The organism is Bifidobacterium choerinum, from assembly GCF_002761235.1.
GTDB lineage: Bacteria > Actinomycetota > Actinomycetes > Actinomycetales > Bifidobacteriaceae > Bifidobacterium > Bifidobacterium choerinum.
In genome coordinates this window covers 286,159-311,891 of the sequence record NZ_CP018044.1, presented here as the reverse complement: position 1 = coordinate 311,891, position 25,733 = coordinate 286,159, and the positions used below count along the sequence as shown (strand labels likewise).

The following is a 25,733-nucleotide window of genomic DNA, read 5'->3' as shown; positions in this document are numbered from 1 at the left end:
GCTTACCGCGTCACTTCGCGAGATGGTTGTGAATCCGGTACAGGAATGCCGCCATGGCCTCGCGCGAAAGCTTCGAGTTGCCTCCGAAGGTGCCGTCGGAGTTGCCGAGCGTGATGCGTTCGCTGGCGAGCCATAGAATCTCCTTGGCCGCGAACGACCCTTGCTTCACGTCCTTGAATTTGGCGTAGTCTTCCTCGGTCGGTGTGAAGTCCGTCGCGGATTTCGATCCGGCGAGCTTGGCGAAGCGGTACAGGAAGATCGCCATGTCCTGGCGGGTCAGCTGCGCTGTGCCGTTGAACCTGCCGTTCGACCCCTGCGAGATACCGGTCTTGGCGAGCCATAGGATCTCCTTGGCCGCGAACGAACCCTGTTCCACATCGGCAAAGCGTTTGTAATCTGACTCTGTGGGTATGAACGACTCTGCGCCCTCGATCTTCTCGAGCTTCGCCATGCGGTACAGGAAGATTGCCATGTCCTGACGCGACAGCGTCTTGCCATAGCCGTAGGTGCCGTCGCTGTTGCCTTGGGAGATCTTGTTTGCGGCGAGCCATTCGATTTCGTCATGGAATGCCTTGCCGTTGGGTACATCGGAGAAGCGGTCGGGAATCGTCAGCGTGACGCTCGCGTTCTTACCGCCGGCGCTCGCGGTGATCGTCGCCGTGCCGACTTTGTTCGCCGTGACCTTGCCTTCGCCGTCCACCGAGGCGATGTAATTGGACGACGACGACCAGCTGACCGTCTTCTTCGTCGCATCGTCCGGCTTGACGGTGGCCTTCAGCGTGACGGTGTCGCCGGTACGCAGTGTGATTGCGCCGTCCTTGAGGCCGTCGCCGCTGATGGCGACCGATTCAACGGCGATCGTGGGCGCTTCGCCGCGCACGGTGACCGTCGTGGAGACATCGCGTCCACGCACCTTGCCGTGGACGGTGAAGGTGTTGCCCGGCGTCGCATACAGCTTCGGGTCGATCTTGTCCCAGACGACGCCTTCGCCGGTCACGTTGCCGTCGCTCCAGGTGGCCTCCGCGTAGTTGCCCATGTCCGGCGCGACTCCCGGATCGGTCCATTTCGGCCACACTTTGATCGAGGAGATCGTGGCCGTCGTGACCGTGACCTTGCGGCCGCTCCAGCTGCCGTTGTGCGCGGAATCCTCTACGTAGTAGCGCACGCGGTACGTGCCTTCCTTGTTGATGTCCACCTCGTTGAGCGGCACGGTGATGCGGTTGGTGATGTCGCCATCCACGTCGTCGTGCGCTTGCACGCCGAAGAGCGGGTCATAAGGTTCGCCGAGCGTGCTGTAGGTGGGGAAGACTCCGCTGATTTCCGGCGGCGTCTTGTCCGCATGCTCGACAGTGACGTTGCGGTAGACGATGCCGCTGTACAGGTAGTCCCGGTCATCCGATTCGCTGAACTTGACCGAATAGACGCCGCTGTCCGAGACATCCTTCCAAGTGACGGTGCCGGTCGCGGCATCGTAGACGCCGCCTTCCGGAGAGATCTTCTTCGGGCGCAGATAGCCTCCCGCACGGCCCTTCGCCGTGGAGACCGTGATCGCCGCCGGCGTCGACGGTGACGTCGCCCATGTTGATGCCCTGATTGTCGTTCATCGAATACTGCTTGGGGGAGAAGTCGGCGAACGGAGACATGTCGCTGATCGCGTTGTTCTCGAGTTGCAGGCGGTCGAGCCATGTGGCCCTCGCCAGCGGAGAAACGTCGGTGAAGGGATTGCCGGACAGCCAGATGGAGCCGCAGTTCGGCCATTGTTCGATAAAGGAGACGTCCTCGATGAGATTCGAATAGATGTCCGCCCAGCCGAGTTTGGGAACGTTCGTCATCGTGGAGAAGTCCTTGATGAAGTTGTTGCCCAGTCCGATGCCCCACAGTTCCGTCTTGTTCGCCAATGGGGAGACGTCGCTGACCGAGGCATTGTAGAGACGCACGTCGTAGAGGTGCTCACAGTCACGCAGCGGCGTGAGATCGCTGATCTGGTTATCTGAAAGATGGACCGTCTTGAGGTTCTTCAGATGTTCGACGCCGGAGAGCGTTGTGATGCCGGCGTTGTTCGCATCGATCTCGGTGATGGCATCGAGTTCGTCGACTGTGATGACATGTGCGACGTCGGTCTCGAGCTGCTTGGCGATGACCTGTGCGAGCATCTTGTCCGGGAAACAGTCGGCGATCGTCGTCGTGCCATCGCATGTCGTCGCGACGGCCTGCGTGATCGCTTGTTCGTGCTTGCGCGGCTGCGCGGGCACGCCGGTGTCCGTCGTCATGTCCTCTTCGTTCTCGAAAACCACTTTGACGCTGATGCGGCCGGAGAATGGGCGGCACTGGATTTGCCGCCGCCCTGCGATTCATAGCGCGCGATGAAGGTGATGCCGCTATACATGTCCGTTGTCGTCTGCCAAGACACCAAACCAGTGGAGGTGTCGAAGACGCCGTTGTTGTCGATGCCCATCGGCGTGATGGGTTTGCCGTCATAGCCAATCGGCGTGATGGGTTTGCCGTCATAGCCAATCGGCATCGCAGCTGTGACGATGTCGCCATGTTTGACCGTCACGGCCGTCTTGATTACCTGTCCCGTCATGACGAGGTATTCCTCGGGGTCGGATGTGATGTTCGCGGCACTGAGTACGCCGTTCGTGCTCAGGTCGCCGCCTTTGAGCGCCGTAAGCTTGTTGACGACGTCCGCGTTGGAGATTTCGTTGCCGGACGCCCATAGATATTCGAGGCTCGTCATGTTTCCAAGCGCATCGATTGACGTGATGCCGTTATGTGAAAGGTTGAGCGTCACAAGCGATGTGAGCGGCGCGAGTGGTGTGACGTCGGTGAGCTCGTTGTCGCCAAGGCCGAGCTTCGTCAAGGCGGTGAGCGCAGAGAGCGGCGTGAGATCGGCGATGAGGTTGCCGTAGAGCTCCAGCTCGGTAAGCTTCGTCAGCGCCGACAGTGGGGCGAGCGAGACGATGTCGTTGTTGGACAGCTGCACGGTGGTGAGATTCGTAAACGTGTCCAGACCGGTGAGGTCCTTGATACCGGCGTGGCGCGCGTTGAGCGAGGTAAGGGATTCAATCGCGTCCGTCGTGATGACGGCGTCCGCGTCGGCGTTCGCCGTGGTCGCCACGGCTTTGGCGAGAGATGCGTCCGGAAGGCATTGTTCGTAGGTGTTCGTCCCCGCCACGTATGCTGATGCGCTTTGCGTCGCCTCCTGCGCGGTGGCGCCAAGCGCGGTGAACGGCACCATGGCAAAGGTCAGTAGGATGCCAGTTGTTTTCCGGCGCAACGATGCAAGATTCATGATGCCCTCCATCCCTGTCGTAGGTTCTTCTCTCCATCGAGGAAACATGCGGACGAACGTTATATCGACCGGCGAAGGGAGGTGTCAATCGTCGCGGGGAAGGGGAGGCGCATGGTCGTAGTTGTTCGGCTGCTGTTCTTCGCTGCTCACCGGTATCATGGGATGGTTTGCAGGGAGATGGGTTGTGAGGAGGACGGTGGTATGGATATCGGATGTCATACGCGCAAAATAAGCGTGATTATTCCTGTATACAATGTTGAGCAATATCTGTCCCGATGCTGCGACAGCGTGCTTGGCCAAACTTATCGGAACATCGAGGTCGTGCTGGTGGATGACGGTTCTACGGACGGCACACCGGCGTTGTGCGATCGTTATGCGCATGCGGATGACCGGGTGAGGGTCGTGCATCAGGCCAATGCTGGTGCGGGGGCCGCGCGCAACGCGGGACTTGCGGCGGCGGCCGGCGACTGGGTGATGTGGGTGGATGGCGACGACTGGATCGAGGATGATTGGATCGAAGGGTTCGTCAGGCAGCTGGAGGCCCATCCGGATGCGGACGCCGTCATCACGGGCACCGCCGTCGGCGTCTATGCCCATCCGGAGCCGTTGCGGCAGTTTTTGCTGGACCGGATGGTGCACACGTTGTGGACGAGCTGCGTTCGCCGATCGGTCTACGAAGGATTGGCGTTCACCGATCAGAAGATCGGCGAGGACGTGCTTATGCTGATCCGGGTGATGTGGAAGGCGGAGCATGTGGCCGTGATTCCGCGCTCGCGGGGGTACCACTACGAGGACAACGCCGCGTCGGTCACACGTACCGGAAGCCTGCATACACGGCTTGGATGGCCGACGCGTGCGGACCTTGAGCTGACCTTCGTCAGGGACGTCGCTCCGACGATGCTCGATTGTGCGCGCTTTGATGTCATGCGTGGCGCCGGTGTCATCATCGAATCGGTCAAGCGACTGGAGGTTCCCGCTGGGGAACATGAGCAGAAGAAGGCGTTGCTCAAACGGCTGCGTGGCTATGTGTGGGATGGTCTGTTCCATCTACCGTTGCGTTTGATGCGTCGCAAGGAGTATGCCACGGCGGTGGGCAGTCTGAGAAAGGCGTTGTGATGACGACGGAGAACGACGAGGAGAACATGAGGGGACGCCACCGTAGCGCGCAGCATACGGTCACACGACGCAATTCCAGTGTGGAATTGCTGCGACTTGTGTCGATGCTGATGGTCGTCGGATACCACTACGTCTATGTGGGTGGCGGCGGATGGTTGGCGCAGCAGCCGATGTCCGTCGCGAAGTTCGTCTATCAGTTCGTTTATATGGGTGGCGGCTGGGTCGCCAATTTCATGTTCTTTGCGATGTCCGTGTGGTTCCTGATGGACCGTGAGCATACGCTGACGAGCGGCCTGCGTCGCGTCTGGATCCTCGAACGGCAGCTGCTGTTCTGGAGCATCACATTGTTGGCCGTCACGTTGGTGCTGCATCATGGAGGCGTCTATGTGGGCGATGGCTTGCCGATGACGGCGGTGCGCAGCGTGTTTCCGCTGAGCACGAATCTGTGGTGGTACGCGTCCGCCTACGCGTTGTTCCTCGTGCTGCTGCCGTTCCTCAACGACGGTCTGCGGCGGCTGTCGAAGCGCCGGCACGGGCAGCTCGCCGCCGTCTGCCTCGTCGTGTGGGGCGTCGGGGGATTGGTGCCTCACGTGGAGTTCGGCCTGATCGACGCGAATGTCTTCGTGTTCATCTACTGGTATGTGCTCATCAGCTACTACCGCTGGCATATGCGGGAACTGGACGTGCGCTCATGCTGGGCGCTGATCGGCGCTGGCATCGTCATCGAACTGGTGTATCTGCTGGCGGCCAACGCCATATTCATGGCCACGGGACGGATGGCCGGCATGCAGATGTTCATCTTCGACCACTGGCGGCTGCCGTCGATGATGATCGGCGCCGGCATCATGCTGCTGGCGCTGCGCCGCCGATTCCACAGCGTATTCGTCAACGTCCTCGCCGCCTCGGCGTTCGGCGTGTATCTGATCCATTTCTATCCGCCGATCTTCCGGTGCTGGACGACATATCTGCCGCTGCAGAAGGTCTATGGCTCCGCGCACCCGATCATCGCCGGCGCATTGGTCATCCTGATGGTGTTCACGGTGTGTCTGGCGCTGGATCTGCTGCGTCAGGGCCTGTTCCGCCTCACCGTGGACCGACGTCGGGGTGCTTGGTTCGATCGTCTGGCGGCGGCCGTGCGGGGCCGTCGCGTGCGTCGCACAGCGCCAGAGGGCGGCACTGTGGATTCGACGGAGTGAAGGGGAATCGTCAGGCCGACTGCGAGCGACCTTGGCGCATTCTTGCGTAGAGTTCCTTCGCCGTGGGCGTCAAGTCGATCGCCTGGATGATCGCGATGGCGACGAAGATGACCGCCGACCACAGCATGTAGGAGGCGGGCTGCGTCGTCATGACGACCGCCTGTGCGATCATCAGCAGCATCGACGGCAGCACCGTCACCCAATGCACCTGCACGACGATGAGCCGTTTCGCGAAGATCATGCGCAGCACAAGCACGATGAAGTTACCGAGCGCCATCGCGACGCATGCGCCCATCAGACCCATCGGAGGGATGAGGAAATAGGTGCCGGCCACGATCGTCAGCGCGCCGCAGATCGTCGTCGTGAACAATGTCGTCGTATGCATGCTCGACGTGTACACGGTGCCGTAGAACGCGTTCTGCGTATTGAAATAGAACGCCACGAGCAGAGCGGGAACGAGCGTCCACGCCGTATAGAACTCCTTCTGCAGCATGAAGCCGGCGATCCACGGGGTGATCAGGATGATGCCGGAGGAGGCGAGGACCATGCCGGACTGGAAGATGCGGTAGATCTTCGTAAAGAACGACGAGATGTCGGTGCGCTTGTACTCCTGGAACGCGGACAGCGTCCACGCCTGCTGGAAGACGCCGCAGACGAGATTGAGCAGCGTCGGGATCTTGGTGCCCACGGCGAACAGGCCGGAGGCGGCGATGCCGAGCATCGACGTGATGAAGAAACGATTGATGCTCGTGCCGGCCCACCAGAACAGCGCGTTCGGGATGAGCGGCAGCGAATAGCGCAGCATCACCTGAAGATTCGCCTTGATCCGTGCGAAGGTGATGAACGAGACGAAACGGTACAGCCTTGCGCCGAACAGATAGAACAGGATGCCCAGCGCATTGCCGATGATCATCGACCAGAAATAGCCGACGACACCGCCATGCACGACGCCGATGAACAGCCACGCGCACAGGCCGGTGGACAACGCGGTGACGACGGAGGCGACGGGGATGATCTTGATTTCGTTCACGGCGCGCGCCACATTGTTGAGCAGCATCTGGAAGGCGTTCGTGACATAGGAGATGAAGAAGAACCACTGGTAATGGTCCAGGCCGCCGAAGATCTGCAGCCTGAGCAGCGGCAGGCAGCACAGCACGATGAGGCAGCTGAACGACACCATCATGAAGCCCACCGTGATGTAGCTCTTGCTGTGCTCCTCGTCATTGAGCGCGAAACGCATCGTGGCTTCCGAGATCGACAACGTGGCCAACGGCATGACGAGGCTGATCACCGTCGTCGACATGTCCGTGACGCCGAACTCGCCGGAAGTCATGTAATACGTGTACAGCGGCACCAGCAGGAAGGCGATCAGCTTCGTCGCGACCGTATTGAGCGCGAACAGGCCGATGTTGAGCAGCAGATTCTTGTACTTGTTCGCCGGATTCGTCGACTCCGGCTTCGTCAGCCGCTCCATGACCTCATGGCCGTCCTTGCGCCCTGCCATATCCGGCACGTCGCCTTTCACCGCCGTGTCGTTTCCCCTCTCGCTCACCGCAGCACCTCGATGAGCGGTCGGAAATGTTCAAGCATCCGTTCGCGCGGATAGGCGGCCGGCGCTTCCATGACGGCGTTGAGCGCGTCGGGAAGCTCATCCACGTCGTCGACGAAACGGATGTACGGCAGATCCTTGATCCACTGGTAGACGCCCTGGATTTTATGGTTGTTGTTCGCGAACACGACGCATGGCGTCTCGGTGATCGCCGCGAACACCATGCCATGCAGACGGTCGGTGACGACGGCCTGCGACGACGCGAAGGTCGTGAGCATGCCGCCGAGAATGCGCCTGCGGTCGTCAGCCGTCAGATGGTTGGCGCTGCTCGCCGTATCGGTATGGGACACCTGCATCCCGCGGGCCCTGACGATATCCTCGATGCGGGCGCGCGCCTGATCGTCGAGGCTGCGCTCGCGGTCGGAGCGCAGAATGACGGTGATGCCGTCACGGATCGGCGACCCCTCGATGAACGAGGACGGGTCGAGCGTGAGCACGATGTCCGGCACAAGCTCCACGTCCGCATGCGGATAGGTGCGCTTCATCAGTTCCTCGGAACGGCGCTCGCGGGCGAAGATATGCAGGTCGGTGCAGCGCGCGTAGACCTTCTGCGAGTAGCGCAGCAGCGGTGAACGCCAATCCCTGTAGTGGATTGTCTGCGGCATGATGACGCTGCGGATGTGCGGGAAGGTGGCGAGCGCCTCGCAGCGTTCATATTCGAACCATGGGTACAGGTCGTTCATGTTGCCGCCGCCCTGGAAGCACAGCACGTCGCGACGAGTCAGATGCCGCTCGAGCGCGCGGCGGTATTCGAGGAAACGCATGCCGATGATGTCGATGACGGTACCGGGGAAATGGTCGTGCAGGAACGCCAGCTGCGCTTCGGAGATCGCGATGTCGCCGATGTTGCCGTAGTCGGCCGAACCGACCAGAACGCAGACGCGAGTGTCGGGCAGGGTCAGGAACTCATGGTGGTGCATCTTCAATCCGTCATGATATCTACGAAGATGCTTGAGTTTATGGACTCGATTAAAGCCGATGGCGTGCACGATCCGGTCGTAAAAGCGCATGTGTCGATGATAAGCTGATTAAGCGACAGCTAGCAGGAAGGTCAATGGATGCAGAAGGGTGCAGATCCCGCAGTTTCGGTCATTGTTCCGATGCATGACGTGGCGCAATATCTCCCTGATTTTCTCACATGCATGGCGAAGCAAAGTTATGGGGATTACGAGATCGTCGCATGGGACGACGGATCCGACGACGACACGTCCGCGATCTGCGCGCGGGTGGCCGCGAAGGATCCGCGCATCCGTCTGTTCAGCGCCGAGAACCAGGGCGTCGCGGGGGCGCGTCGCTCCGCGCTCGCGAAGGCGAGGGGGACGCTCATCACCTTCGCCGATCCGGACGATATGCTGGACGCCGCGTATCTTGAGCGCCTTGTGCGAGCGGTGACGGAACACGACGCGGACATGGCCGTCTGCCGGGCTCAGAACTTCGAGGACGGCTCCGAACCGCCGGCTTCCGCGCCGGACAGCATGCTCGAAGAGGTCATCGGGCGTCGGGAGGCCGCTTCGAGGCTCTGCGACCGTTTCTTCGTCGACGACGACCATTCGATACGGCCGGAACTGTGGGGCAAGATGTTCACACGTGCCACGATGGAGTCGATGACGATCCCGCAGCTGCGCACCTGCTCGGATTATCCCGCCGTCACCGATGCAATCTGCACGTCGAATCGCGTAGCCGTCGTGCACGCGCCGTTGTATTTCTACCGTATGGCCCGTGCGGGCAGTCTGCAGACGAAGCTCTCGCAGAGCAAGCTCAACGACATCTGGACGGTGCACGAGTATGCGACCGACGCCTGCCAGGCATTAGCGCATGTGGAGCCTGTGCATCTGTATCGGGAGACGGTCGGCACGGTGTTCTACCTCAACGAGAAGATTATGGCCTCGGCCGGGGCGATGCCGCTTGCCGAGGTGCGCGCGAACTATTGCCGTTATCGTGCATATCTGCGTGCCGCCGGCGTGCATCGTGGACTGAATCCCAAAGGGTATCTCAAGCTCATGCTCTACCGCGGCGCCTTCGCGCCGGCGCGGTGGGCCTTCGACCATCTGGGCTGAACGGGGGGCGGCATCATGCGTCACGCATATCTCATCATGGCCTACAACAATTTCGATCAACTCGGCACATTGCTGAGGCTGCTCGACGACGATCGCAACGACCTGTATCTGCATATCGACGCGAAGACGCCGCGCGCCGCGGTACCCGATCTGAGGCGTTATATGCACAGATCCACACTCACGATCGTGGAGCCGATTCCAGTGGCATGGGGTGGTTACAGTCAGGTGCGCTGCGAGATGAGGCTCATCCATGCGGCGTTGGAATCCGGCGAGCCATACGGTTATCTGCATCTGCTGTCCGGCGCCGACCTGCCGATCAAGACCAACGACGAGATCTGTCGCTTCCTACAGCAGCATGACGGCAAGGAATTTATCGCTTTTGTCTACCGCAGCGTCAATGACGGGCACATGGATGCCATCAAGGAGCGCATCGCCATCCATCATCCATGGCAGGAGCGCACGGGTAGGGAGGACGATTTTCCGACGCGGGTGCTGAGCAAGGCACAGAAGCTGCTGCATGTGGACCGGCTCAAAGGCTCGGGGTTCAAGGAGATTGGTAAAGGAAGCCAATGGTTCAGCATCACGGCGGAGTTCGGCCGCTATTTGATTGAGCAGGAGCCGCTGGTGGAGCGCACGTTCCGATCGAGCTACTGCTCGGACGAGCTGTTCATCCAGACGATGGCACTCAATTCGCCGTTTGCGGAGCGCCTGTACGATCCGAACGGCGACGGCCGTGGCGACAATCTTCGGTACATCGACTGGAAGCGTGGTGCGCCCTACGTGTTCCATGCGCAGGATTTTGATGAGCTTATGGCGTCACCGCAGCTGTTCGCGCGCAAATTCGACGAGCAGGTGGATGCCGAGATCATCCGAAGGATCGCCGATACATTGCTCGCACATTGATCGATCAGCCTGCGTGTGCGCCTTTGGCCGGTTCGAGCGCGGCGGCGATCGTCGCGAAGGCTTCGCCGATCTGTTGGTGCGCGGTTTCGAAGGCGGGGAAGTCCTTGCGGTAGGGGTCGTCGATGTCATGGACCGGCGGCAGCATCGGGCGTACGAGCGACGCGTTCGCGAGCACCGAATCGAGACGCTCCTCGAGCGTGTCGCCCTCGATCAGGCCATTCTTCGCGCAGTAGTCGCACAGGTCGGCGAAGTCGGTCAGCAGGAAGGTATGGCTGCGTATGCGTGGGGCGAGTTCGACGATCTTCGCGCGTTGGTGTTCGGTGAAGCACAGGATGAGATCGCTGCCCATCGCGAGTTGGGGTGTGAGGCGTTTGGAGCGGAATGCGGAAGGGTCGATGCCGTCCGCCCGCATGAGTCGCGCGCTGGATGGGTCGATAGGGCTGTCGACGAGGCCCTGGACGCCGGCGCTGTCCGTGACAATCGAGTCGTCGTGGAAGAACAGCGGGAACATGAGTTCGCCCATCGGAGAGCGGCAGATGTTGCCGGTGCACACGAACAGTACCTTCATACGGAGTGTCCTTTCGGGCTGTGGCGCCAGTCGACAGACCGGAATTGGTCATAGACAAGATTACCGGCCAATCCGGATATCCGGATCGGCCGGTATGTGCTGGTCCGAGGTGTGGATGCGGCATGTTCAGAAGCTGGCCACATAGCGCTTATTGAAGAACTTCGCCTGCACGGAGCTCGTGCCCTTTCTCCACCAGTTTTCCACCAGTTGACGCGTTCCATGAACGTCGTGGACAGCTTGCCGGCGGCGATGTCGTTCTTCATGCTCCATATGTTGAGCAGCATCTCGCTGATGCGTCCAGGATAGCGAGCATGGAACGCACCGTATTGTTTTGGATTGAGGCGATCGGTGATCTCGAACAGGATGGGGAACAGCCATTCGTAGTATGCATCGAAGTGTGCGCGATCCATGATCATCACGTTGAAGATATGCACGCTCCGTTTGTTAATCAGCGTATGCCACTGGGGAAGATAGGATGGAGCCAGGTCGCGGAGAACCTCTTCCGTCGTCGTCAGCTGCTGCGCATACATCGTGTGCACATAGTGTGATCTGATCGTTTCAATGATGTAATGGTGCTTCTTCGGCAACAGAACCGTGATCTCACCGCTTCCCCGCATACACCTCCCCATCGATGACTTCCTTGAACGCCTCGTTCACTTTCGGTCTGACGACCTTGAGCGACGGTGTCAGGCAGTCGTTGTCCTGGGTGAGCCGCACCGGCAGTACGGCGAATTTCCTGACCGATTCGGCGCGTGAGACGTCGGCGTTCGCGAGGTCGACGTAGCGCTGGATCTCGGCGGCCGTCTCCGGCAGTGCGGCGACCTCGTCGGTCGTCAGGTCGGTGGACAGCTTCTGCGTCGGCAGCCAGCTCGCCACGCCCTCCGGGTCGAGCGTGATGAGTGCGGAGACGAATGGACGGCCGTCGCCGATGACGACGGCGTGTTCAACGATCGGGCATGTGCCGATCTGCTGTTCCATCGGAATCGGGGAGACGTTCTTGCCACCGGCCGTGATGATGATGTCCTTCGCGCGGCCGGTGATCGTGATGTGGCCTTCGTCGTCGATCCGTGCGAGGTCGCCGGTGCGCAGCCATCCGTCTTCAGTGAGCGCCTCGGCCGTCTTCTCTGGAAGGTTGTGGTAGCCGCGGAACACATTCTGACCGCGCACTTCGAGTTCGCCGTCCGGGGAGATGCGCACCGACGAGCCGGGCACCGGCTGGCCGACCGAACCGATCGCGAGGTCCTCGACGCGCGTGAACGCGAACGGGGCCGCCGTTTCGGTCATGCCGTAGCCCTGGATCATCGGAATGCCGATACCGTTGAAGAAATGCAGTAGGTCGTCGCTGATCGGCGCGCCGCCCGACGCGAGATACTTGATTCGGGGGCCGAAGGCCGAACGGATCGTGCGGTAGACGGCCGTCTCATACTTCGCATGTTCGGCGCGCTGCCTGAGCGTCGACTTGACGCCGTCCTGCTCCATCTTCGACCAATCGATCGCCGCGGCCGCCGCCTTGAGGAACATGCGGCCTTTCCAACCGGTACCGGCTTTGCGCGATGCCGCGTTGTACACCTTCTCGAACACGCGCGGCACGGCGAGCACGAAGGTCGGCTGGAAGACCTGCATGTCCTTGGGCAGCGTCTTCGTGTCGCCCAGATAGCCGACGACGCCTTCGTCGGACGCGATCGTGAAGTACTGGATCATGCGCGCGAAGCAATGCGCGAGCGGCAGGAACAGCAGCAGCCGTGCCTCGCCTTCGATGACCTTCGGCATGCACTGCTGTGCCGAACGCGTGATGCTCGTGAAATTCCTATGCGTCAGCTCGACGCCCTTCGGCGTGCCGGTGGATCCCGACGTGTAGACGATCGTCGCCAGGTCGTCGGCGCGTACGGCGGCGATGCGTTCGTCGAGCTCCTCGTCGGAGACCATGACGCCGAGGCCCTCAAGCGCTTCAAGCGCCTTCGCGTCGAGCATCAGGATGCGTTCGAGCGTCGGGCAGGCGTCGATCACCGAATCGAGCGCGTCGAAACGCTGCTGGTTGTCGGCGACCGCGAGCTTCACGTCGGCGTCGTTGAGGATGCGCTGCGCCTGCGCGGGGGAGTCGGTGTCGTAGATCGGCACCGTCACGGCGCCGATTGCGGCGAGCGCGAAATCCAACAGCCCCCATTCGATGCGTGTCGCCGAGAAGATCGTGACGGCGTCTCCCTTCGCGATGCCGAACTGGATCAGTCCCTTCGCGATCGCGCGGACGCGATCATTGAAATCGCCGACCGTCATCGTCGTCCATGCGCCGTCGGTGTTCTTATGCTCCACGAGCGGAAGGTCGGGGCCGGTCGCGGCGATGCGGTCGGTGAGCATCGAGTAGACGGTCGCGGAATCGGAGACGGTGAGCGCCGCACCGGGCGTCGTGTATTCGGTAAGCATGGAGGGTCCTGTCCTGAAAACGTTCGCGTAAGCTACGCCATCGTAACCTGCATGCACGCGGCGCGGCATTGTACGAAGAAACAAGAATCGCGAGAACCACTTTGTGTGAATGGACAAGCGATGCGCGGTGCCCCGAACGTGGCCGGCCTCACGAAAAAGCCGCCAAGCACCTCTGTTCAGCACGGCGCGATGCTGCTAGATTGGCGAATGGTCTCGCATCGCGCACCGATGAACGAACAATCGAAGCTCAGGAGGAACGATGGTCGACAAGCGGCTCTTCACGCTCGTACCGGGAGTCAGGAAACTCGTCGTAGGCAAGATCGTCTTCCTGTGGATCGGGCTGCTCGCGGACATCGCGCTCGCGGCGAGCATCGTCGGCATCGTCGCGCCACTCGTCCGCTACGCGGGCAACGACCTTGCGTTCGCGGCGGACGTCACGGAGTTCTGGCTATCGGTCGTCGTGTTCCTCGTCATCGCCGTCGTGCGCTTCGTCGCGCATAGGCTCGCGACGAAACTCGGCACGTTGGCGGCCGAGCGCGTCAAACTCGGCCTGCGCTCGCAGCTGTACAGGAAGATGCTGTCGCTCGGACCGTCGTATGCGCAGCATGTGCGCACGTCGGACGTCGTGCAGCTCACCGGCGAAGGCGTCGATCAGGTGCAGAGCTTCTTCGAACTGTTCCTGCCGCAGCTCGGCTTCGCGATCCTCGCGCCGCTGACGCTGTTCACCGTCATCGCGCCGGTCAACATGCCGACTGCCGTCACCTTGCTCGTCTGCGCGCCGCTCATCGTCATCATCGTCGGCCTCATCGCGATGCGCACGGCGAAGACCTTCCGCAAATACTGGGGCAAATACACGGACATGGGCGCCGTGTTCCTCGACGACCTGCAGGGGCTCGAGACGCTCAAGACCTTCGACGCGGACGGCCGCGCGGCCGAAAAAATGAACCGCGAGGCGGAGGAGTTCCGCGTCATGACGATGCGCGTGCTGCAGATCCAGCTGCGCTCGCTGACGGCTATGGACGTCGTCGCCTACGGCGGCGCGGCGGCCGGCATCTTCGTGGCCGTCTGGCAGTTCATGCACGGCGGCAATCAGGCCTTCGGCGACCTGCTCGTCTCGGAGCCACGCCTCGCCGATCCGCTGCTCGGCCTGTCCGGCGTCCTCTTCGTCATCCTGATGGCCGTCGACTTCTTCCTGCCGCTGCGCCAGCTCGGTTCGTACTTCCATGTCGCGATGAACGGCATGACCTCCAGTAAACGCATCTTCGCGCTGCTCGACGTACCCGGGCCGACCTATGGCACGCAGACATTGCCGGCCGACACCGATCTCGGCGTACGCGCCGAAGCGCTCGGATTTGCCTACGGCAGCGACGACACCGCCAAGTCGGCGCTGCATGACGTCACATTGACGATGGCGGCGCGCTCGCTGACGGCGATCGTCGGCGCATCGGGATCGGGAAAATCGACATTGGCGGCGCTCATCGCCGGCGAACTCGAAGGGTACAGCGGCTCGCTGCGCTTCGTCGCCGGCGATACGACGGTCGAACTGCGCGACTGCAGCGAGGACGCGCTGATGCATGCGGTGTCGATCGTCGGCGCCCGCAGCCATCTGTTCGCCGGCACGCTGCGCGACAACCTGCTGATGGCGAAACCGGACGCGACCGACGACGAACTGCGGCGTGCGCTCGCCGACGCCCACATCCTCGACCTCATCGACGCGCAACCCGACGGATTGGACATGCGGATCGAACAGGACGCGGCGAATCTCTCCGGCGGCCAGCGCCAGCGCGTCGCCGTGGCGCGCGCATTGCTGCGCGATACGCCGATCATGATCTTCGATGAGGCGACGAGTTCGGTGGACGCGGACAGCGAACGGCTCATCATGGAGACGGTGCACAAGCTCGCGGCGCATAAGACGGTGCTGCTCGTCACGCATCGTCTCGCCGACGCCGTCGCCGCCGACGACATCGCCGTATTCGCCGACGGCGGCTGCGTGGAGACCGGCACCCACGACGAACTTCTCGCCGCCGACGGCACGTACGCGACGATGTTCCGCGCGCAGACGGACGTCGAACGGGTCGGCAAGCGCACAGGACACGCGGGAATCCGGTATGCGCAAAGCGTGGCGGCGCAGCCGACGGAACAGACTCGTGTCACGAAGGGCGCCGGTCCTGCCTCGTCGGCAATCGCGTCGACGTCAACGTCGGATAAGTCGGCAAAGAAGGATACGCCGCGCGAGATGTCGACGATGCGGCTCGTCGCGCGGCTGCTCGGTCAGGTCGGTTCGCTGCGACCGCTGATGATCGTCGCATGCGTCTTCGGCACACTCGGCCACGTCGCCGCGACCTTCCTGCCGGTCTTCGGCACAATGGCGCTGTTCACGGCTTTCGGCAAACCGGTGTGGGGGATGAGCGCCGGCTGGGCGCTTGCGCTGATGATCGTCTGCGCACTCGTTCGCGGCGCGATGCGCTATGGCGAACAGTACATGAACCACAATCTGGCGTTCCGGCTGCTCGCGTTGTTCCGCGCGAAGATGTTCGCGGCGCTGCGCAGGCTCGCGCCGGCGAAGCTCGCCGGCAAAGGCAAGGGCGACCTCGTCTCGATGGTCACGACCGACGTGGAGCTGCTCGAGATCTTCTTCGCGCATACGATCTCGCCGACCGTCATCGCAATCTCCACGACTCTCATCTACACGGTCGCGCTGCTGTTCCTCAGCCCGTGGTTCGCGCTGCTGCTCGTCGTGGCGCATCTGTTCATCGGAGTCGTCGTGCCGAAATTGTTCGCCGATGCACTGCACGGCGTCGGAGGCCGCATCCGCAAGGAATCGGCTCGATTGGACGACATCGTGCTCGACGACATGCATGGCCTGGAGCAGATCATCCGCTTCGGACGGGGCGAGGCGCGGCTGTCTCGGATCGAGCGCAGTTCGCGTGCGCTGTGGGCGCAGCGCGTCGAGCTCAGCGCACGCAACGCGACCTACGGCGGACTCGACCACGTCATCATCGTGCTCGTCTCGGCATGCGCGGCGTTCCTGACGCTCGCGCTGGCGTTGACGACGAACGCCGACATGGCGTCCGCGGTGACGGCGCTCGTGCTCGTCGTCAGTTCGTTCGGGCCGACGCTCGCATTGAGCGCGTTGCCGGCGAGCCTGACGCAGACCTTCGCGTCGGCGCGGCGTCTGTTCGCGTTGATGGATGAGACGCCCGCGGTCGTCGAACATGGCACGCTCGCGCCGCAGTACGACGGCATGCGGATGGACGACGTGACCTTCGCCTACGCCGACGGTGCGCCGGTGCTCGACGACGTGACGCTCGACGTGCCGGTGTCGGGCATCCTCGGTCTGCAAGGGCCGAGCGGGCGCGGCAAGTCGACGATGCTCAAGCTGCTGATGCGGTACTGGGATCCGCAATCGGGCGTTATCACGCTCTCCGGGGACGCATTGCCGTCGGTGGATGCGCATACGCGCCGCAGACTGCAGACGATGATGAGTCAGGAGACGTATCTGTTCGACGGATCGATCGCGAACAACCTGCGCATCGCGAAGCCGGATGCGGACGATGATGAGATTCGCGAGGCGCTGCGCAAGGCGTCGGCGCTGCAGCTCGTCGAGAGTCTGCCACAGGGCGTCGAGACTTCGGTCGGCGAACTCGGCGGCCGGCTTTCGGAGGGTGAGCGTCAACGCATCGGTCTGGCGCGGATGTTCCTGCGCGATGCGCGGCTCTATCTGTTCGACGAGCCGACGAGTCGCCTCGATTCGCTCAACGAGGCCTATATCCTGCAGTCGATCAACGGTCTGGTCGAGGAAAGCGGCGCCGCCGTCGTGCTCGTCTCGCACCGGGAATCAACGATGAAGATCGCCGACGAAGTGCGCGTGGTGTGAGGACGTGCCTCACCGAACGGTGAAAAGCGCTGAGGGCGGTTCATACAATGCGCGAACCACCCTCAGTCGTTCGTAGTTCTTGAAATCACAGACTCAGGAAATACTCGTGGATGCGGGTGTCGTCGGTGATCTCCGGATGGAAGGCGGTCGCGAGGATGTTGCCTTGCTGCAATGCGACGGCGTTGCCGCCGGTGCTCGCCATGACATGGGCCTTCGGGCCGACTTCGGCCACGAAGGGGCCGCGGATGAACACGAGCGGGAAATCACTGATGACGCCGCTCGGGTCGCCGTAGGCGTCGAAGGTCCGCACACCCTCGGTCGTAGCGAACGAGCCGAGCTGACGGCCGTACGCGTTGCGGCGGACGGTCGCGTCGAGCGCGCCGAAATAGACGTTCGGGTCGTTGTCGAGCCGTTCGGCGAGCAGGATCATGCCGGCGCAGGTGCCGAAGGTCGGCTTGCCGGCCGCGATGTGCGCGGCGATCGGGTCGAACAGGCCGGTGGAACGTAGCAGCTTGCCCTGCGTCGTGCTTTCGCCGCCGGGAAGGATGACGCGGTCGATGGAACCGTCGAAATCCTCGGCCGCGCGCAGCAGCTTCCACGGCGCGCTGAGACGGTCGAGCATCGCGGCGTGTTCGGCGAAGGCGCCCTGCACGGCGAGGATGCCGGTGACGCCATGCGCCGCGGCATCGACGCCGTCGGAATGCTCTTTGGAGATGTAGGAAACGTCAACAACCATGGGTGCTGTCCGTCACTCGCCGCGGGCGGCCATGATCGTTTCGATCTCGTCCTCGTTGATGCCCACCATCGCCTCGCCGAGGTTCTCGGACAGGCGGGCGAGCAGGTCGGCGTCCTGCCAGTTTGCGGTCGCCTGCACGATCGCGGCGGCGCGCTTCGCCGGGTCGCCGGACTTGAAGATGCCGGAGCCGACGAAGACGCCTTCGGCGCCGAGTTCCATCATCAACGCGGCGTCCGCAGGGGTCGCGACGCCGCCGGCGGCGAAGTTGACGACCGGCAGGCGGCCGTTGTCATGCACGAACTTCGCGAGCTCATACGGCACGGCGAGCTGCTTGGCGAACTCATAGACCTCGTCGTCGCGCAGCGAGACGAGCTCGCGGATCTGTTTGTTCATCGTGCGCATGTGGCGGACGGCTTGGATGACGTCGCCGGTGCCCGGTTCGCCCTTCGTGCGGATCATCGAGGCGCCCTCCTCGATGCGGCGCAGCGCCTCGCCGAGGTTCTTCGCGCCGCAGACGAAGGGGACGGCGAACTCGTTCTTGTCGATGTGATAGACATCGTCGGCAGGGGAGAGGACCTCGGACTCGTCGATGTAGTCGATCTCGATGGCCTGCAGGATGCGCGCCTCGGCGATGTGGCCGATGCGGACCTTCGCCATGACCGGGATCGAGACGGCCTCCTGGATGCCCTTGATCATCGCCGGGTCGCTCATGCGGCTGACGCCGCCGGCAGCGCGGATGTCGGCCGGGATGCGCTCAAGCGCCATGACGGCGCATGCGCCGGCGTCCTCGGCGATGCGCGCCTGCTCGGGCGTCGTGACGTCCATGATGACGCCGCCCTTGAGCATCTGTGCGAGGTTCTTGTTGAGTTCGTTTCTCGTGGTTTCCATCGATGACCTTCTTGGGTTGTAGATGCATGGTACGCCGTCGAAGGTGCGCGGATGTGCGCGGACTACGGCGTGGGAATCCTCTTCGGCGTGCGCTGGCGCGCGGCCTCCCTCGAGAGATAGCACATGAATGTGCATGAGTCGGGGGCGGTGTTCAGCAGATGAACGCTTTGGGTGTGTGGGTGTGTGTGGGGGGCATAACTCGATATTTCGAGTGAAATATCGAGTTATGCATTGGAGAGGGAGAGAGAGTCGCATAGGAGATGATCGGAAATAAGTAATTATGTAAGAAATTGGTTTATTTGATAAGGCTCGTGTTCGCAAATGTGCGGATTGGTCAAGTCGGCATGACTGATTGACGTATCCATGACGGAGCGCGGACGCATAGGTCGAGAATACGGGTCCATTCTTGAGTTATGCGGAGAGGTCGGTGATAGGTGGGGAGGAGGAAGGAAGGGGAGTGGGAGGGAATCCATTGTGGGGACTGTGAGTCAATCGGGAATGAGGAGCATCTTCTGAGCTGTGCGGGTATCCACAGCATTGTGCACAGGCGGTGAGGAAATCGGCAGAGGAATCCACATTTCCCCAGAAGTGCGAAATCGGTTTGTGTGAGGGAATCTCCGGTCGTATGGTGGGCACACCCGTACGGGCAGGAAATCCTTGAAAGGGGAGTGCATGGGAATCACTACATTCGGCGCCAATGGGGAGTATACGGATGATGAATATCCGTGGGACGCCGTGCCCGTGGATGCACCGATGGACGAAGGTCTTGTGCAGCGCGGATATGGGAATCAGCGTTCGTATCCGATGCTGCGCGCCAATCTGCGGGAGCGTACGGCGCAGATGATGCGCCGTTGCAGGGATGCCAATCTTCCATACGTGTATTGCAAATCGACGGCGCTGAGATTGCTTGGAGTGGAAACGCCTGAAGATCTGGCGGTACCGGGCAATGCATGGGATAACGCGGTGCCGCGCAAGCCGGGGAGGAAATCGAAACGGACGTCGAATGCGGAAGCGCTGCACGTCGTGGTTCGCACAGCTGCGGAACGGCATGCATCGTCAGATGTGCGCATGCATGTGTGGAACGGATTGACCGACGATTGCGTGCAGCAGCTCGCGAACGGCATATGTTGTCTGAAGCCGGCGGCCGCGTGGACATCGATTGCGATGGACGCGACGATGCTGCAGCTCGTCCAGATCGCGGAATCGATGGAGCGTTACGGTTTGGCGACGCTCGATGAGCTGCGCACATTCGTGGAAGCGCGTCGTTTCCATGGCAAGCATCGATGCCGGATTGCGCTCGCGATCGCGGAACCAGGCAGCGCCTCCGTCAAGGAGACCGAGCTGCGGGTGCGGTTGGAATTGCGCGGTCTTCCGGAGTTCGCGATCAATTTCGCGGTGCCGGGCGCTGCTTATGATTCACGGGCAGAGCAGACGGTTGATCTCGCGATTGAACGGTATCGGGTGGGATTGGAATATCAGGGGGATCAGCATCGTTCGGACTACAGGCAGTATCGGCGTGACCGCGACAAGCTCGGCGCGCTGGCCGCGCTGGGTTGGCAGGTACTCGAGGTGACGCAGCAGGATCTGAACTCCGAGGAGGCGGTGGATCGACTCGCGATGCGCGTCATGTGCATAATCGCACGGCACACCGGCGAACAGCCGAGAATCATGCGCTTGACCTATGCGCGGCTCGCGGATCCGCGGCGCGCGGGGAGAGAGGGCTGAGTGCAGGACTAGGGGAGAGGTGCATATCTCAATATTTTGGGTGAAACATTGAGGTATGCACAGAGTGGGATGGAGAAATGGGTTGCGGGGGTCTTGGTTAAGGAAAGAATCGCACAAATAGACACAAAATGAGTGCAGGAATTACCTGAGATGCATCACCGTTGCTCATAAATCCTTGGGATGACGTGGACGAGAGGGTGCGTCCATTGCATATATCGAGATTGTGAAGGGAATATCGAGTTATGCGGCGAGGGAAGTGGGGCTAAGAGTTGAGGCTGGTGCAAAGCTCGCAAATATGGGTGAAATATTGAGTTATGCGAAGTGCGAGTGAAGAGAATTAATATGTGAGAGAGATGGAGATGCGCATAATTCGAGATTGGGCGTGAAATATTGAGTTATGCGAAATGAAGAGAAGGCGGGGTATGGGAATGGGATGGTCAGGGCCGCGCATGGCTTGGGATCAGGTTGGAGGTGTTGAGGTGTGCGGGGAGGGAGACGCAAGGCATGGGTGTGGGGCCGCGCATGGCTTGGGATTAGGTTGGAAGTGTTGAGTTATGCGGGGAGATGCGCCATGTGCAGTAAGGTGGACTGCATGAGCATTCCGTTGATTCTCGCTTCCAAGTCCCAGCCGCGCCGCGATGTGCTGTTCAACGCCGGCATCTGTCCGACGATCCGCGTGTCGCATGTCGACGAGGACGCCGTGCTTGAGCGCAGGGCGCGGGAGCAGGGCGTGAGCGTGGACGAGCTGCCGATCGCCGACAAAGTGTGCACGTTGTCCCGTGCGAAGGCGATGGCCGTCTATGAGATCTACCGCAACGTCGTGCGCACAGCCTCGGAGGCCACCGGCGAACGCGTCATCGGCCGTCCGCTCGAAGTGGCCGCGGAGCAGATGGTGACCGACGCGGGGTCGCCGGCCGCCGAATACACGGCCGAAGCCATCGCGTCGGCGCAGACGCGCGATTTCTCCGGCGTCGACATCCCGACCGAATGCGAACCGATCGATACGACCGGCGGTCTCGCCGACCGCAAGGTCGGCCCGTTGATCCTCGGCTGCGACTCGATGTTCCTGCTCGACGGCCACGCGTACGGCAAGCCGCACACCGAGGCCGTCGCGCGCGAACGCCTGCGGGCGATGAGCGGCGCGACCGGCGAACTGTGGACCGGGCACACATTGATTGACTTCGCCACCGGGCGTGTCGAAACCGCGGCGAGCATGGCGACGCTGGCGTTCTGCGAGTTCACCGAAACGATGATCGACCGCTACATCGCCTCTGGCGAGCCGCTCGAAGTGGCCGGCTCCTTCACACTGGACGGTCTCGGCGGCGCGTTCATCGATTCGATCACCGGCGCGCCGAGCGGCATTATCGGACTGAGTCTGCCGTTGGCGCGCGAACTCGTCGAACGCATGGGCGTCGAATGGACCGATTTGTGGAACGTGACACGAGACGAGCGATTCCAGGAATCCTCGGCGAAGGCGCCGAAGACGAACGTGCGCCAACCGGGCGACGGCTGGGTCGAATGCGCATGCGGCCGCAGGCATTGGGGACTCAACGGCGCCGCCGGCGTGCTGCTCGCGCGCCGTGATGGGACGACCGGCAACGTCACGCACATCGTCATGCAGCACCGCGCCGAATGGAGCGCTGAAGGCGGCACCTGGGGCATCCCGGGCGGCGCGATCGCCGACGGCGAATCGACGTTGGAGGGCGCGTTGCGCGAAGCCAACGAGGAGGCGAACATCACGCCTGAGGACATCGAGGTCGTCGGCTCCTACTGCGAGGACCACGGCCCGTGGTCCTACACGACGGTCTTCGCGTTCGAAAAGCCGGGACACGTCGTGCATCCGAAGGCGAACGACGACGAAAGCATGGAGATCGAATGGGTCGCGATCGACGAAGTCCCCGGCCATAAGCTGCTTACGGCGATGCGCACCGACTGGCCGCGCTTCCGCACGCGGCTCGATGCACTCGCCGAAGAATACCAAGGACGCTGATGACGACGCGTGCACGGGCGAAACGGCCGTCGATCTTCGACGTGGCGAAACTCGCCGGCGTGAGTCACCAGACGGTTTCGCGCGTCATCAACGATTCACCGAATGTCGCCGACGCGACGCGCGCGAAGGTCAACGCCGCCATCGCCGAACTCGGCTACCGGCCAAGCAATTCGGCACGCGCCCTCGCCTCCCACCGTTCGCGCACGATCGGGCTCATCGCAGGGGGGCAGCGCTTCTACGGCGCCGTCAGGGCGATGTCGGCGATCGAAACGGTCGCTCGCGCCCACGGCATATTCATCTCGGTCGCGCTCGTGCACGAGGCCGCATGCACGCAGCGGGAGTTCGACGAACTGTGCGCCGGTTTCGAACAGCAGGACGTCGACGCTTTCCTGATGCTCACGCCGACCGATGGCATGTTCGAGGCGGCATGCCGAGCCCGCGTGCGCCAGCCGCGCGTCATCGTCACGTCGACGCACGGCGCGGTCAGCGTCCAGGAGGGATTGCGGCTGCCGGGCGTGCGCGAACGGCGGCGCATCTCGATCGCCGGCGTCGACCAATGGGGCGGCATGGCGTCGGTGATCGAGCTCATCCGCAACTACGGGCACCGCAACGTGCTGTTCTTCGCCGGCGACACCGACTGGCGCGACGCGGCGACTCGGCTCGCCGCATGGAACAAGCTGTGCGTCGCCCGCGCCGTCAACTCGATCACCGTGCAGTGCGGGGCATGGGAGTCGGCTGCGGCGTACCGGCGGATGAACCACATCCTCGACAACATCGGCTCGAACGGCGGACGCTTGCCGACCTGCGTCGTATGCTCGAACGACGTGATGGCGATCGGCGTCATGCGCGCGTTGTACGAGCATGGCCTGCGCGTGCCGCACGACGTGAGCGTGACCGGCTTCGACGACATGCCCGGCGTGGACAACCTCTACCCGCCGTTGACGACGGTGCGGCCGGACTTCGACGATCTGGGCACGATGGCGATGAAGGAGATCCTGTATCTGCTCGGCGAACGCGACGAGCCGGGGTACGCGATCTCCAGACACGGCGTCGGGCTCGCGCCGGCCGATCTGATCGTGCGGCAGTCGGTGCGCGCGGCCGCGCGGCGATGACGGGGCCGGCGATTTGCGTTCGCAGACGGGAACGCGTAGACGTAATGGCATGACACGCAGACGCTCCCAGCATTTCGGCCGCAAGTACATCAACGGCGCCGGCCTGTTCGAACGTATGCTCATCCTGCTCGTCATCCTCATCGTCATCGGTGTGACGATCGGCCTTGTATTGCCCCGCGTCAGCCCGAAGCTCGCCGAGATGACCGGCAGATACCGTGCGACGGGTACGGCTGCGCAGACGCTCGACTCGCTCGCCGTCGACGACCATCCGTCGTCGCGCGGCTACGACCGCGAGAAATTCGGCTACCGGCAGACCGACGTCGACGGCAACGGCTGTGACGTGCGCGACGACGTGCTGGGCCGCGACCTCGACGACGTGCGCTACACGCAGCGCGGCAGCTGCAAGGTCCAGTCGGGCGTCCTCGAAGATCCGTACACCGGCGACGAGATCCATTTCCAGCGGGGCAGGGACACGAGCGCCGCCGTGCAGATCGACCATGTCGTGGCATTGCAGAACGCGTGGCAGTCGGGTGCGAGCGCCTGGAGCGCGAAGAAACGCTACGAGTTCGGCAACGATATGTACAACCTCATCGCCGTGGACGGTGCGGCGAACCAGGAGAAATCCTCGGCGTCCGCCGCCTACTGGCTACCGGAGAACAGCGGATACCGCTGCGAGTACGTCGCACGGCAGATCGGCGTCAAGGACAAATACGGGCTGACGGTCACCACACAGGAGAAACGCGCGATGCTTGGCGTGCTGCACAGCTGCCCCGGGCAGGCGGTGCCCGAGGAATGACGACGACGATTGAGCGAGCCGCGAACAGACGCCGATTCGTTATGTTGGTCCTCTAGGACTGCTTGATAGGACGAGGCGACGAGGAGCGGTGATGGCACGGCGAAGCGAAACGAAACCGGATGGCACGGCGGATGGCGTTCAGGAGCCGGTGGACATCGATACGCTCGAACTCGACGCGGAGGCCGCGCAGGACATCGCCATCGCACGCAAGGACGAAGGCAAGCCGGAGAAGGCGACGCATGCGCTCGCCAGCATGCTCGGACCGGCATTCGTCGCGGCGGTCGCCTACGTCGACCCCGGCAACGTCGCCGCGAACCTCACCTCCGGTGCGAAATACGGCTATATGCTCGTCTGGGTGCTCGTCGTGGCGAACTGCATGAGCGTGCTCATCCAATACCAAGCGGCGAAGCTCGGCGTCGTGACCGGCAAAAGCCTGCCGCAGATCCTCGGCGAGCGCATGGGGACGACCGGGCGTTTTCTGTTCTTCATGCAGGCCGAAGTGATCGCGATCGCCACCGATCTGGCCGAAGTGATCGGCGGCGCGATCGCGCTCAACCTGCTGTTCGGCATACCGATGCTGCTCGGCGGGTGCATCATCGGCGCCGTCTCCACATTGCTGCTGCTCTTCCAAGGCGGTGAGACGCATAAGATCTTCGAGCGGCTCGTCATCGGACTGCTGCTCGTCATCACCTTCGGTTTCATCGCAGGGTTGTTCATGGACCCGCCGAACCCGCTCGCGGTGGCCGAAGGGCTCGTGCCGCGCTTCTCGGACGGCTCCTCGGTGCTGATGGCCGCATCGATGCTCGGTGCGACGGTCATGCCGCACGCGATCTATCTGCATTCGACACTCGTCAACGACCACTTCGGCAAAGGCATCGACCGGCCGAGCGTGCCCGAGATGATGCACGGCAGCCGCATCGATGTCGTCTGGGCGCTCGCGATCGCCGGCACCGTGAACATCGCGCTGCTCGTCATTGCGGCGAATTCGCTGTACGGGATGGATGGCACCGACACGATCGAAGGCGCGCAGCATGCGATCACGCAGATGCTCGGCCCGGCCATCGGCACGATCTTCTCGATCGGGCTGCTCGCGTCCTCGCTGTCCTCCACGTCGGTCGGCACCTACGCCGGCTCGGAGATCATGAAGGGGCTGCTACGGGTGAAGGTGCCGATGTGGGCGTGCCGCATCGTGACGCTCGTGCCGGCACTCGTCGTGCTCGCCTTCGCGAACAATCCGACCGAGGCGCTGATCATCGGACAGGTGGTGCTTTCGATCGGCATCCCCTTCGCGCTCATCCCGCTGATGCGCTACACCCATGACCGCGAGATCATGGGCAAATACGCCGACGGCACGGTGAAGCACATCATCTGCCTCGCCGTATGCGCCGTGATCGTGCTGCTCAACCTGGTGCTCATCGTGCTCACGGCGATGGGCAAGGCGTAGCGA

At 62.5% G+C, this 25,733-nt stretch carries 20 protein-coding genes; 10 read left to right on the top strand and 10 right to left on the bottom strand.

Going from position 1 to position 25,733, the window contains the following annotated elements; genetic code table 11:
• Positions 1–10: 10 nt before the first annotated feature.
• The 3 genes from BcFMB_RS01190 to BcFMB_RS01180 all read right to left on the bottom strand — a co-directional run bounded on the left by BcFMB_RS01190 (position 11) and on the right by BcFMB_RS01180 (position 3,238).
• Positions 11–1,318: an S-layer homology domain-containing protein gene (locus tag BcFMB_RS01190; protein ID WP_257790238.1), complete on the bottom strand. Its 1,308-nt coding sequence runs from the start codon at positions 1,316–1,318 to the stop codon at positions 11–13.
• A gap of 73 nt (positions 1,319–1,391) precedes the next feature.
• Entirely contained in the window at positions 1,392–2,270 is an 879-nt protein-coding gene (locus BcFMB_RS01185; RefSeq protein ID WP_099720809.1) for a leucine-rich repeat domain-containing protein, read from the bottom strand.
• On the bottom strand, positions 2,267–3,238 hold the full coding sequence (locus tag BcFMB_RS01180) for a leucine-rich repeat domain-containing protein (RefSeq protein WP_198405427.1): 972 nt from the start codon (positions 3,236–3,238) through the stop codon (positions 2,267–2,269). The genes BcFMB_RS01185 and BcFMB_RS01180 overlap by 4 nt, the downstream gene beginning before the upstream one ends.
• A gap of 165 nt (positions 3,239–3,403) precedes the next feature.
• On the opposite strand from BcFMB_RS01180, the gene BcFMB_RS01175 reads away from it, so the two are divergent.
• Together BcFMB_RS01175 and BcFMB_RS01170 are read left to right on the top strand one after the other, a co-directional pair.
• Positions 3,404–4,408, top strand: a complete 1,005-nt coding sequence (locus BcFMB_RS01175; protein ID WP_198405426.1) for a glycosyltransferase family 2 protein — start codon at positions 3,404–3,406, stop codon at positions 4,406–4,408.
• Complete coding sequence (locus BcFMB_RS01170) at positions 4,408–5,604, top strand: acyltransferase family protein (RefSeq protein ID WP_099720807.1); 1,197 nt, start codon at positions 4,408–4,410, stop codon at positions 5,602–5,604. Before BcFMB_RS01175 ends, BcFMB_RS01170 begins: the two co-directional genes overlap by 1 nt.
• Before the next feature lie 10 nt (positions 5,605–5,614).
• Here BcFMB_RS01170 and BcFMB_RS01165 read toward each other — a convergent pair whose 3' ends face one another.
• Positions 5,615–7,156, bottom strand: coding sequence for a lipopolysaccharide biosynthesis protein (locus tag BcFMB_RS01165; RefSeq protein ID WP_157775001.1), 1,542 nt, complete (start codon positions 7,154–7,156; stop codon positions 5,615–5,617).
• Positions 7,153–8,133, bottom strand: coding sequence for a polysaccharide pyruvyl transferase family protein (locus tag BcFMB_RS01160; protein ID WP_232513894.1), 981 nt, complete (start codon positions 8,131–8,133; stop codon positions 7,153–7,155). The genes BcFMB_RS01165 and BcFMB_RS01160 overlap by 4 nt, the downstream gene beginning before the upstream one ends.
• Before the next feature lie 138 nt (positions 8,134–8,271).
• Between BcFMB_RS01160 and BcFMB_RS01155 the strand changes: the two genes are divergently transcribed.
• Both BcFMB_RS01155 and BcFMB_RS01150 read left to right on the top strand, forming a co-directional pair.
• The gene (locus BcFMB_RS01155; protein ID WP_099720804.1) at positions 8,272–9,270 is read left to right on the top strand and encodes a glycosyltransferase family 2 protein; all 999 of its coding nucleotides are present in this window, start codon (positions 8,272–8,274) and stop codon (positions 9,268–9,270) included.
• A 36-nt stretch (positions 9,271–9,306) separates the two neighbouring features.
• Entirely contained in the window at positions 9,307–10,173 is an 867-nt protein-coding gene (locus BcFMB_RS01150) for a beta-1,6-N-acetylglucosaminyltransferase (protein ID WP_157774995.1), read from the top strand.
• A 4-nt stretch (positions 10,174–10,177) separates the two neighbouring features.
• Here the strand turns inward: BcFMB_RS01150 and BcFMB_RS01145 are convergent, their stop codons facing one another.
• From BcFMB_RS01145 to BcFMB_RS01135, 3 genes are read right to left on the bottom strand one after another with little or no spacing between them, the layout of a single operon-like run.
• A complete protein-coding gene (locus BcFMB_RS01145) occupies positions 10,178–10,741 on the bottom strand; it encodes an arsenate reductase/protein-tyrosine-phosphatase family protein (RefSeq protein ID WP_099720802.1) in 564 nt (187 codons plus the stop codon).
• Positions 10,738–11,328 (bottom strand): DUF4422 domain-containing protein, encoded by a 591-nt coding sequence (locus tag BcFMB_RS01140; protein ID WP_198405425.1) that lies wholly within the window; start codon positions 11,326–11,328, stop codon positions 10,738–10,740. Before BcFMB_RS01140 ends, BcFMB_RS01145 begins: the two co-directional genes overlap by 4 nt.
• Before the next feature lie 13 nt (positions 11,329–11,341).
• On the bottom strand, positions 11,342–13,162 hold the full coding sequence (locus BcFMB_RS01135) for an AMP-dependent synthetase/ligase (RefSeq protein ID WP_099720800.1): 1,821 nt from the start codon (positions 13,160–13,162) through the stop codon (positions 11,342–11,344).
• A 259-nt stretch (positions 13,163–13,421) separates the two neighbouring features.
• On the opposite strand from BcFMB_RS01135, the gene BcFMB_RS01130 reads away from it, so the two are divergent.
• A complete protein-coding gene (locus BcFMB_RS01130) occupies positions 13,422–17,039 on the top strand; it encodes a thiol reductant ABC exporter subunit CydD/CydC (RefSeq protein ID WP_099720799.1) in 3,618 nt (1,205 codons plus the stop codon).
• 85 nt (positions 17,040–17,124) lie between these two features.
• Here the strand turns inward: BcFMB_RS01130 and pdxT are convergent, their stop codons facing one another.
• Together pdxT and pdxS are read right to left on the bottom strand one after the other, a co-directional pair.
• Positions 17,125–17,775: a pyridoxal 5'-phosphate synthase glutaminase subunit PdxT gene (gene pdxT, locus BcFMB_RS01125; protein ID WP_099720798.1), complete on the bottom strand. Its 651-nt coding sequence runs from the start codon at positions 17,773–17,775 to the stop codon at positions 17,125–17,127.
• Positions 17,776–17,787: 12 nt separating this feature from the next.
• A complete protein-coding gene (gene pdxS / locus BcFMB_RS01120) occupies positions 17,788–18,663 on the bottom strand; it encodes a pyridoxal 5'-phosphate synthase lyase subunit PdxS (protein ID WP_099720797.1) in 876 nt (291 codons plus the stop codon).
• A 672-nt stretch (positions 18,664–19,335) separates the two neighbouring features.
• On the opposite strand from pdxS, the gene BcFMB_RS09450 reads away from it, so the two are divergent.
• The 5 genes from BcFMB_RS09450 to BcFMB_RS01095 all read left to right on the top strand — a co-directional run bounded on the left by BcFMB_RS09450 (position 19,336) and on the right by BcFMB_RS01095 (position 25,730).
• The gene (locus BcFMB_RS09450; protein WP_157774991.1) at positions 19,336–20,388 is read left to right on the top strand and encodes a hypothetical protein; all 1,053 of its coding nucleotides are present in this window, start codon (positions 19,336–19,338) and stop codon (positions 20,386–20,388) included.
• 592 nt (positions 20,389–20,980) lie between these two features.
• Positions 20,981–22,378 (top strand): Maf family protein, encoded by a 1,398-nt coding sequence (locus BcFMB_RS01110; RefSeq protein WP_099720795.1) that lies wholly within the window; start codon positions 20,981–20,983, stop codon positions 22,376–22,378.
• The gene (locus BcFMB_RS01105) at positions 22,378–23,490 is read left to right on the top strand and encodes a LacI family DNA-binding transcriptional regulator (protein ID WP_099720794.1); all 1,113 of its coding nucleotides are present in this window, start codon (positions 22,378–22,380) and stop codon (positions 23,488–23,490) included. Before BcFMB_RS01110 ends, BcFMB_RS01105 begins: the two co-directional genes overlap by 1 nt.
• Positions 23,491–23,539: 49 nt before the next feature.
• Entirely contained in the window at positions 23,540–24,286 is a 747-nt protein-coding gene (locus BcFMB_RS01100; RefSeq protein ID WP_099720793.1) for an HNH endonuclease family protein, read from the top strand.
• Positions 24,287–24,377: 91 nt separating this feature from the next.
• A complete protein-coding gene (locus tag BcFMB_RS01095; protein ID WP_099720792.1) occupies positions 24,378–25,730 on the top strand; it encodes an Nramp family divalent metal transporter in 1,353 nt (450 codons plus the stop codon).
• Positions 25,731–25,733: the final 3 nt, after the last annotated feature.

What these genes read in the sequence shown, in the direction of transcription:
- BcFMB_RS01185 (WP_099720809.1), bottom strand. Translation starts at nt 2,270, where the DNA reads ATGACGACGGACACCGGCGTGCCCGCGCAGCCGCGCAAGCACGAACAA.
- BcFMB_RS01180 (WP_198405427.1), bottom strand. Translation starts at nt 3,238, where the DNA reads ATGGTGCCGTTCACCGCGCTTGGCGCCACCGCGCAGGAGGCGACGCAA.
- BcFMB_RS01175 (WP_198405426.1), top strand. Translation starts at nt 3,404, where the DNA reads ATGGTCGTAGTTGTTCGGCTGCTGTTCTTCGCTGCTCACCGGTATCAT.
- BcFMB_RS01170 (WP_099720807.1), top strand. Translation starts at nt 4,408, where the DNA reads ATGACGACGGAGAACGACGAGGAGAACATGAGGGGACGCCACCGTAGC.
- BcFMB_RS01160 (WP_232513894.1), bottom strand. Translation starts at nt 8,133, where the DNA reads ATGCACCACCATGAGTTCCTGACCCTGCCCGACACTCGCGTCTGCGTT.
- BcFMB_RS01155 (WP_099720804.1), top strand. Translation starts at nt 8,272, where the DNA reads ATGCAGAAGGGTGCAGATCCCGCAGTTTCGGTCATTGTTCCGATGCAT.
- BcFMB_RS01150 (WP_157774995.1), top strand. Translation starts at nt 9,307, where the DNA reads ATGGCCTACAACAATTTCGATCAACTCGGCACATTGCTGAGGCTGCTC.
- BcFMB_RS01145 (WP_099720802.1), bottom strand. Translation starts at nt 10,741, where the DNA reads ATGAAGGTACTGTTCGTGTGCACCGGCAACATCTGCCGCTCTCCGATG.
- BcFMB_RS01135 (WP_099720800.1), bottom strand. Translation starts at nt 13,162, where the DNA reads ATGCTTACCGAATACACGACGCCCGGTGCGGCGCTCACCGTCTCCGAT.
- BcFMB_RS01130 (WP_099720799.1), top strand. Translation starts at nt 13,422, where the DNA reads ATGGTCGACAAGCGGCTCTTCACGCTCGTACCGGGAGTCAGGAAACTC.
- pdxT (WP_099720798.1), bottom strand. Translation starts at nt 17,775, where the DNA reads ATGGTTGTTGACGTTTCCTACATCTCCAAAGAGCATTCCGACGGCGTC.
- pdxS (WP_099720797.1), bottom strand. Translation starts at nt 18,663, where the DNA reads ATGGAAACCACGAGAAACGAACTCAACAAGAACCTCGCACAGATGCTC.
- BcFMB_RS09450 (WP_157774991.1), top strand. Translation starts at nt 19,336, where the DNA reads ATGGGAATCACTACATTCGGCGCCAATGGGGAGTATACGGATGATGAA.
- BcFMB_RS01110 (WP_099720795.1), top strand. Translation starts at nt 20,981, where the DNA reads ATGAGCATTCCGTTGATTCTCGCTTCCAAGTCCCAGCCGCGCCGCGAT.
- BcFMB_RS01105 (WP_099720794.1), top strand. Translation starts at nt 22,378, where the DNA reads ATGACGACGCGTGCACGGGCGAAACGGCCGTCGATCTTCGACGTGGCG.
- BcFMB_RS01100 (WP_099720793.1), top strand. Translation starts at nt 23,540, where the DNA reads ATGACACGCAGACGCTCCCAGCATTTCGGCCGCAAGTACATCAACGGC.
- BcFMB_RS01095 (WP_099720792.1), top strand. Translation starts at nt 24,378, where the DNA reads ATGGCACGGCGAAGCGAAACGAAACCGGATGGCACGGCGGATGGCGTT.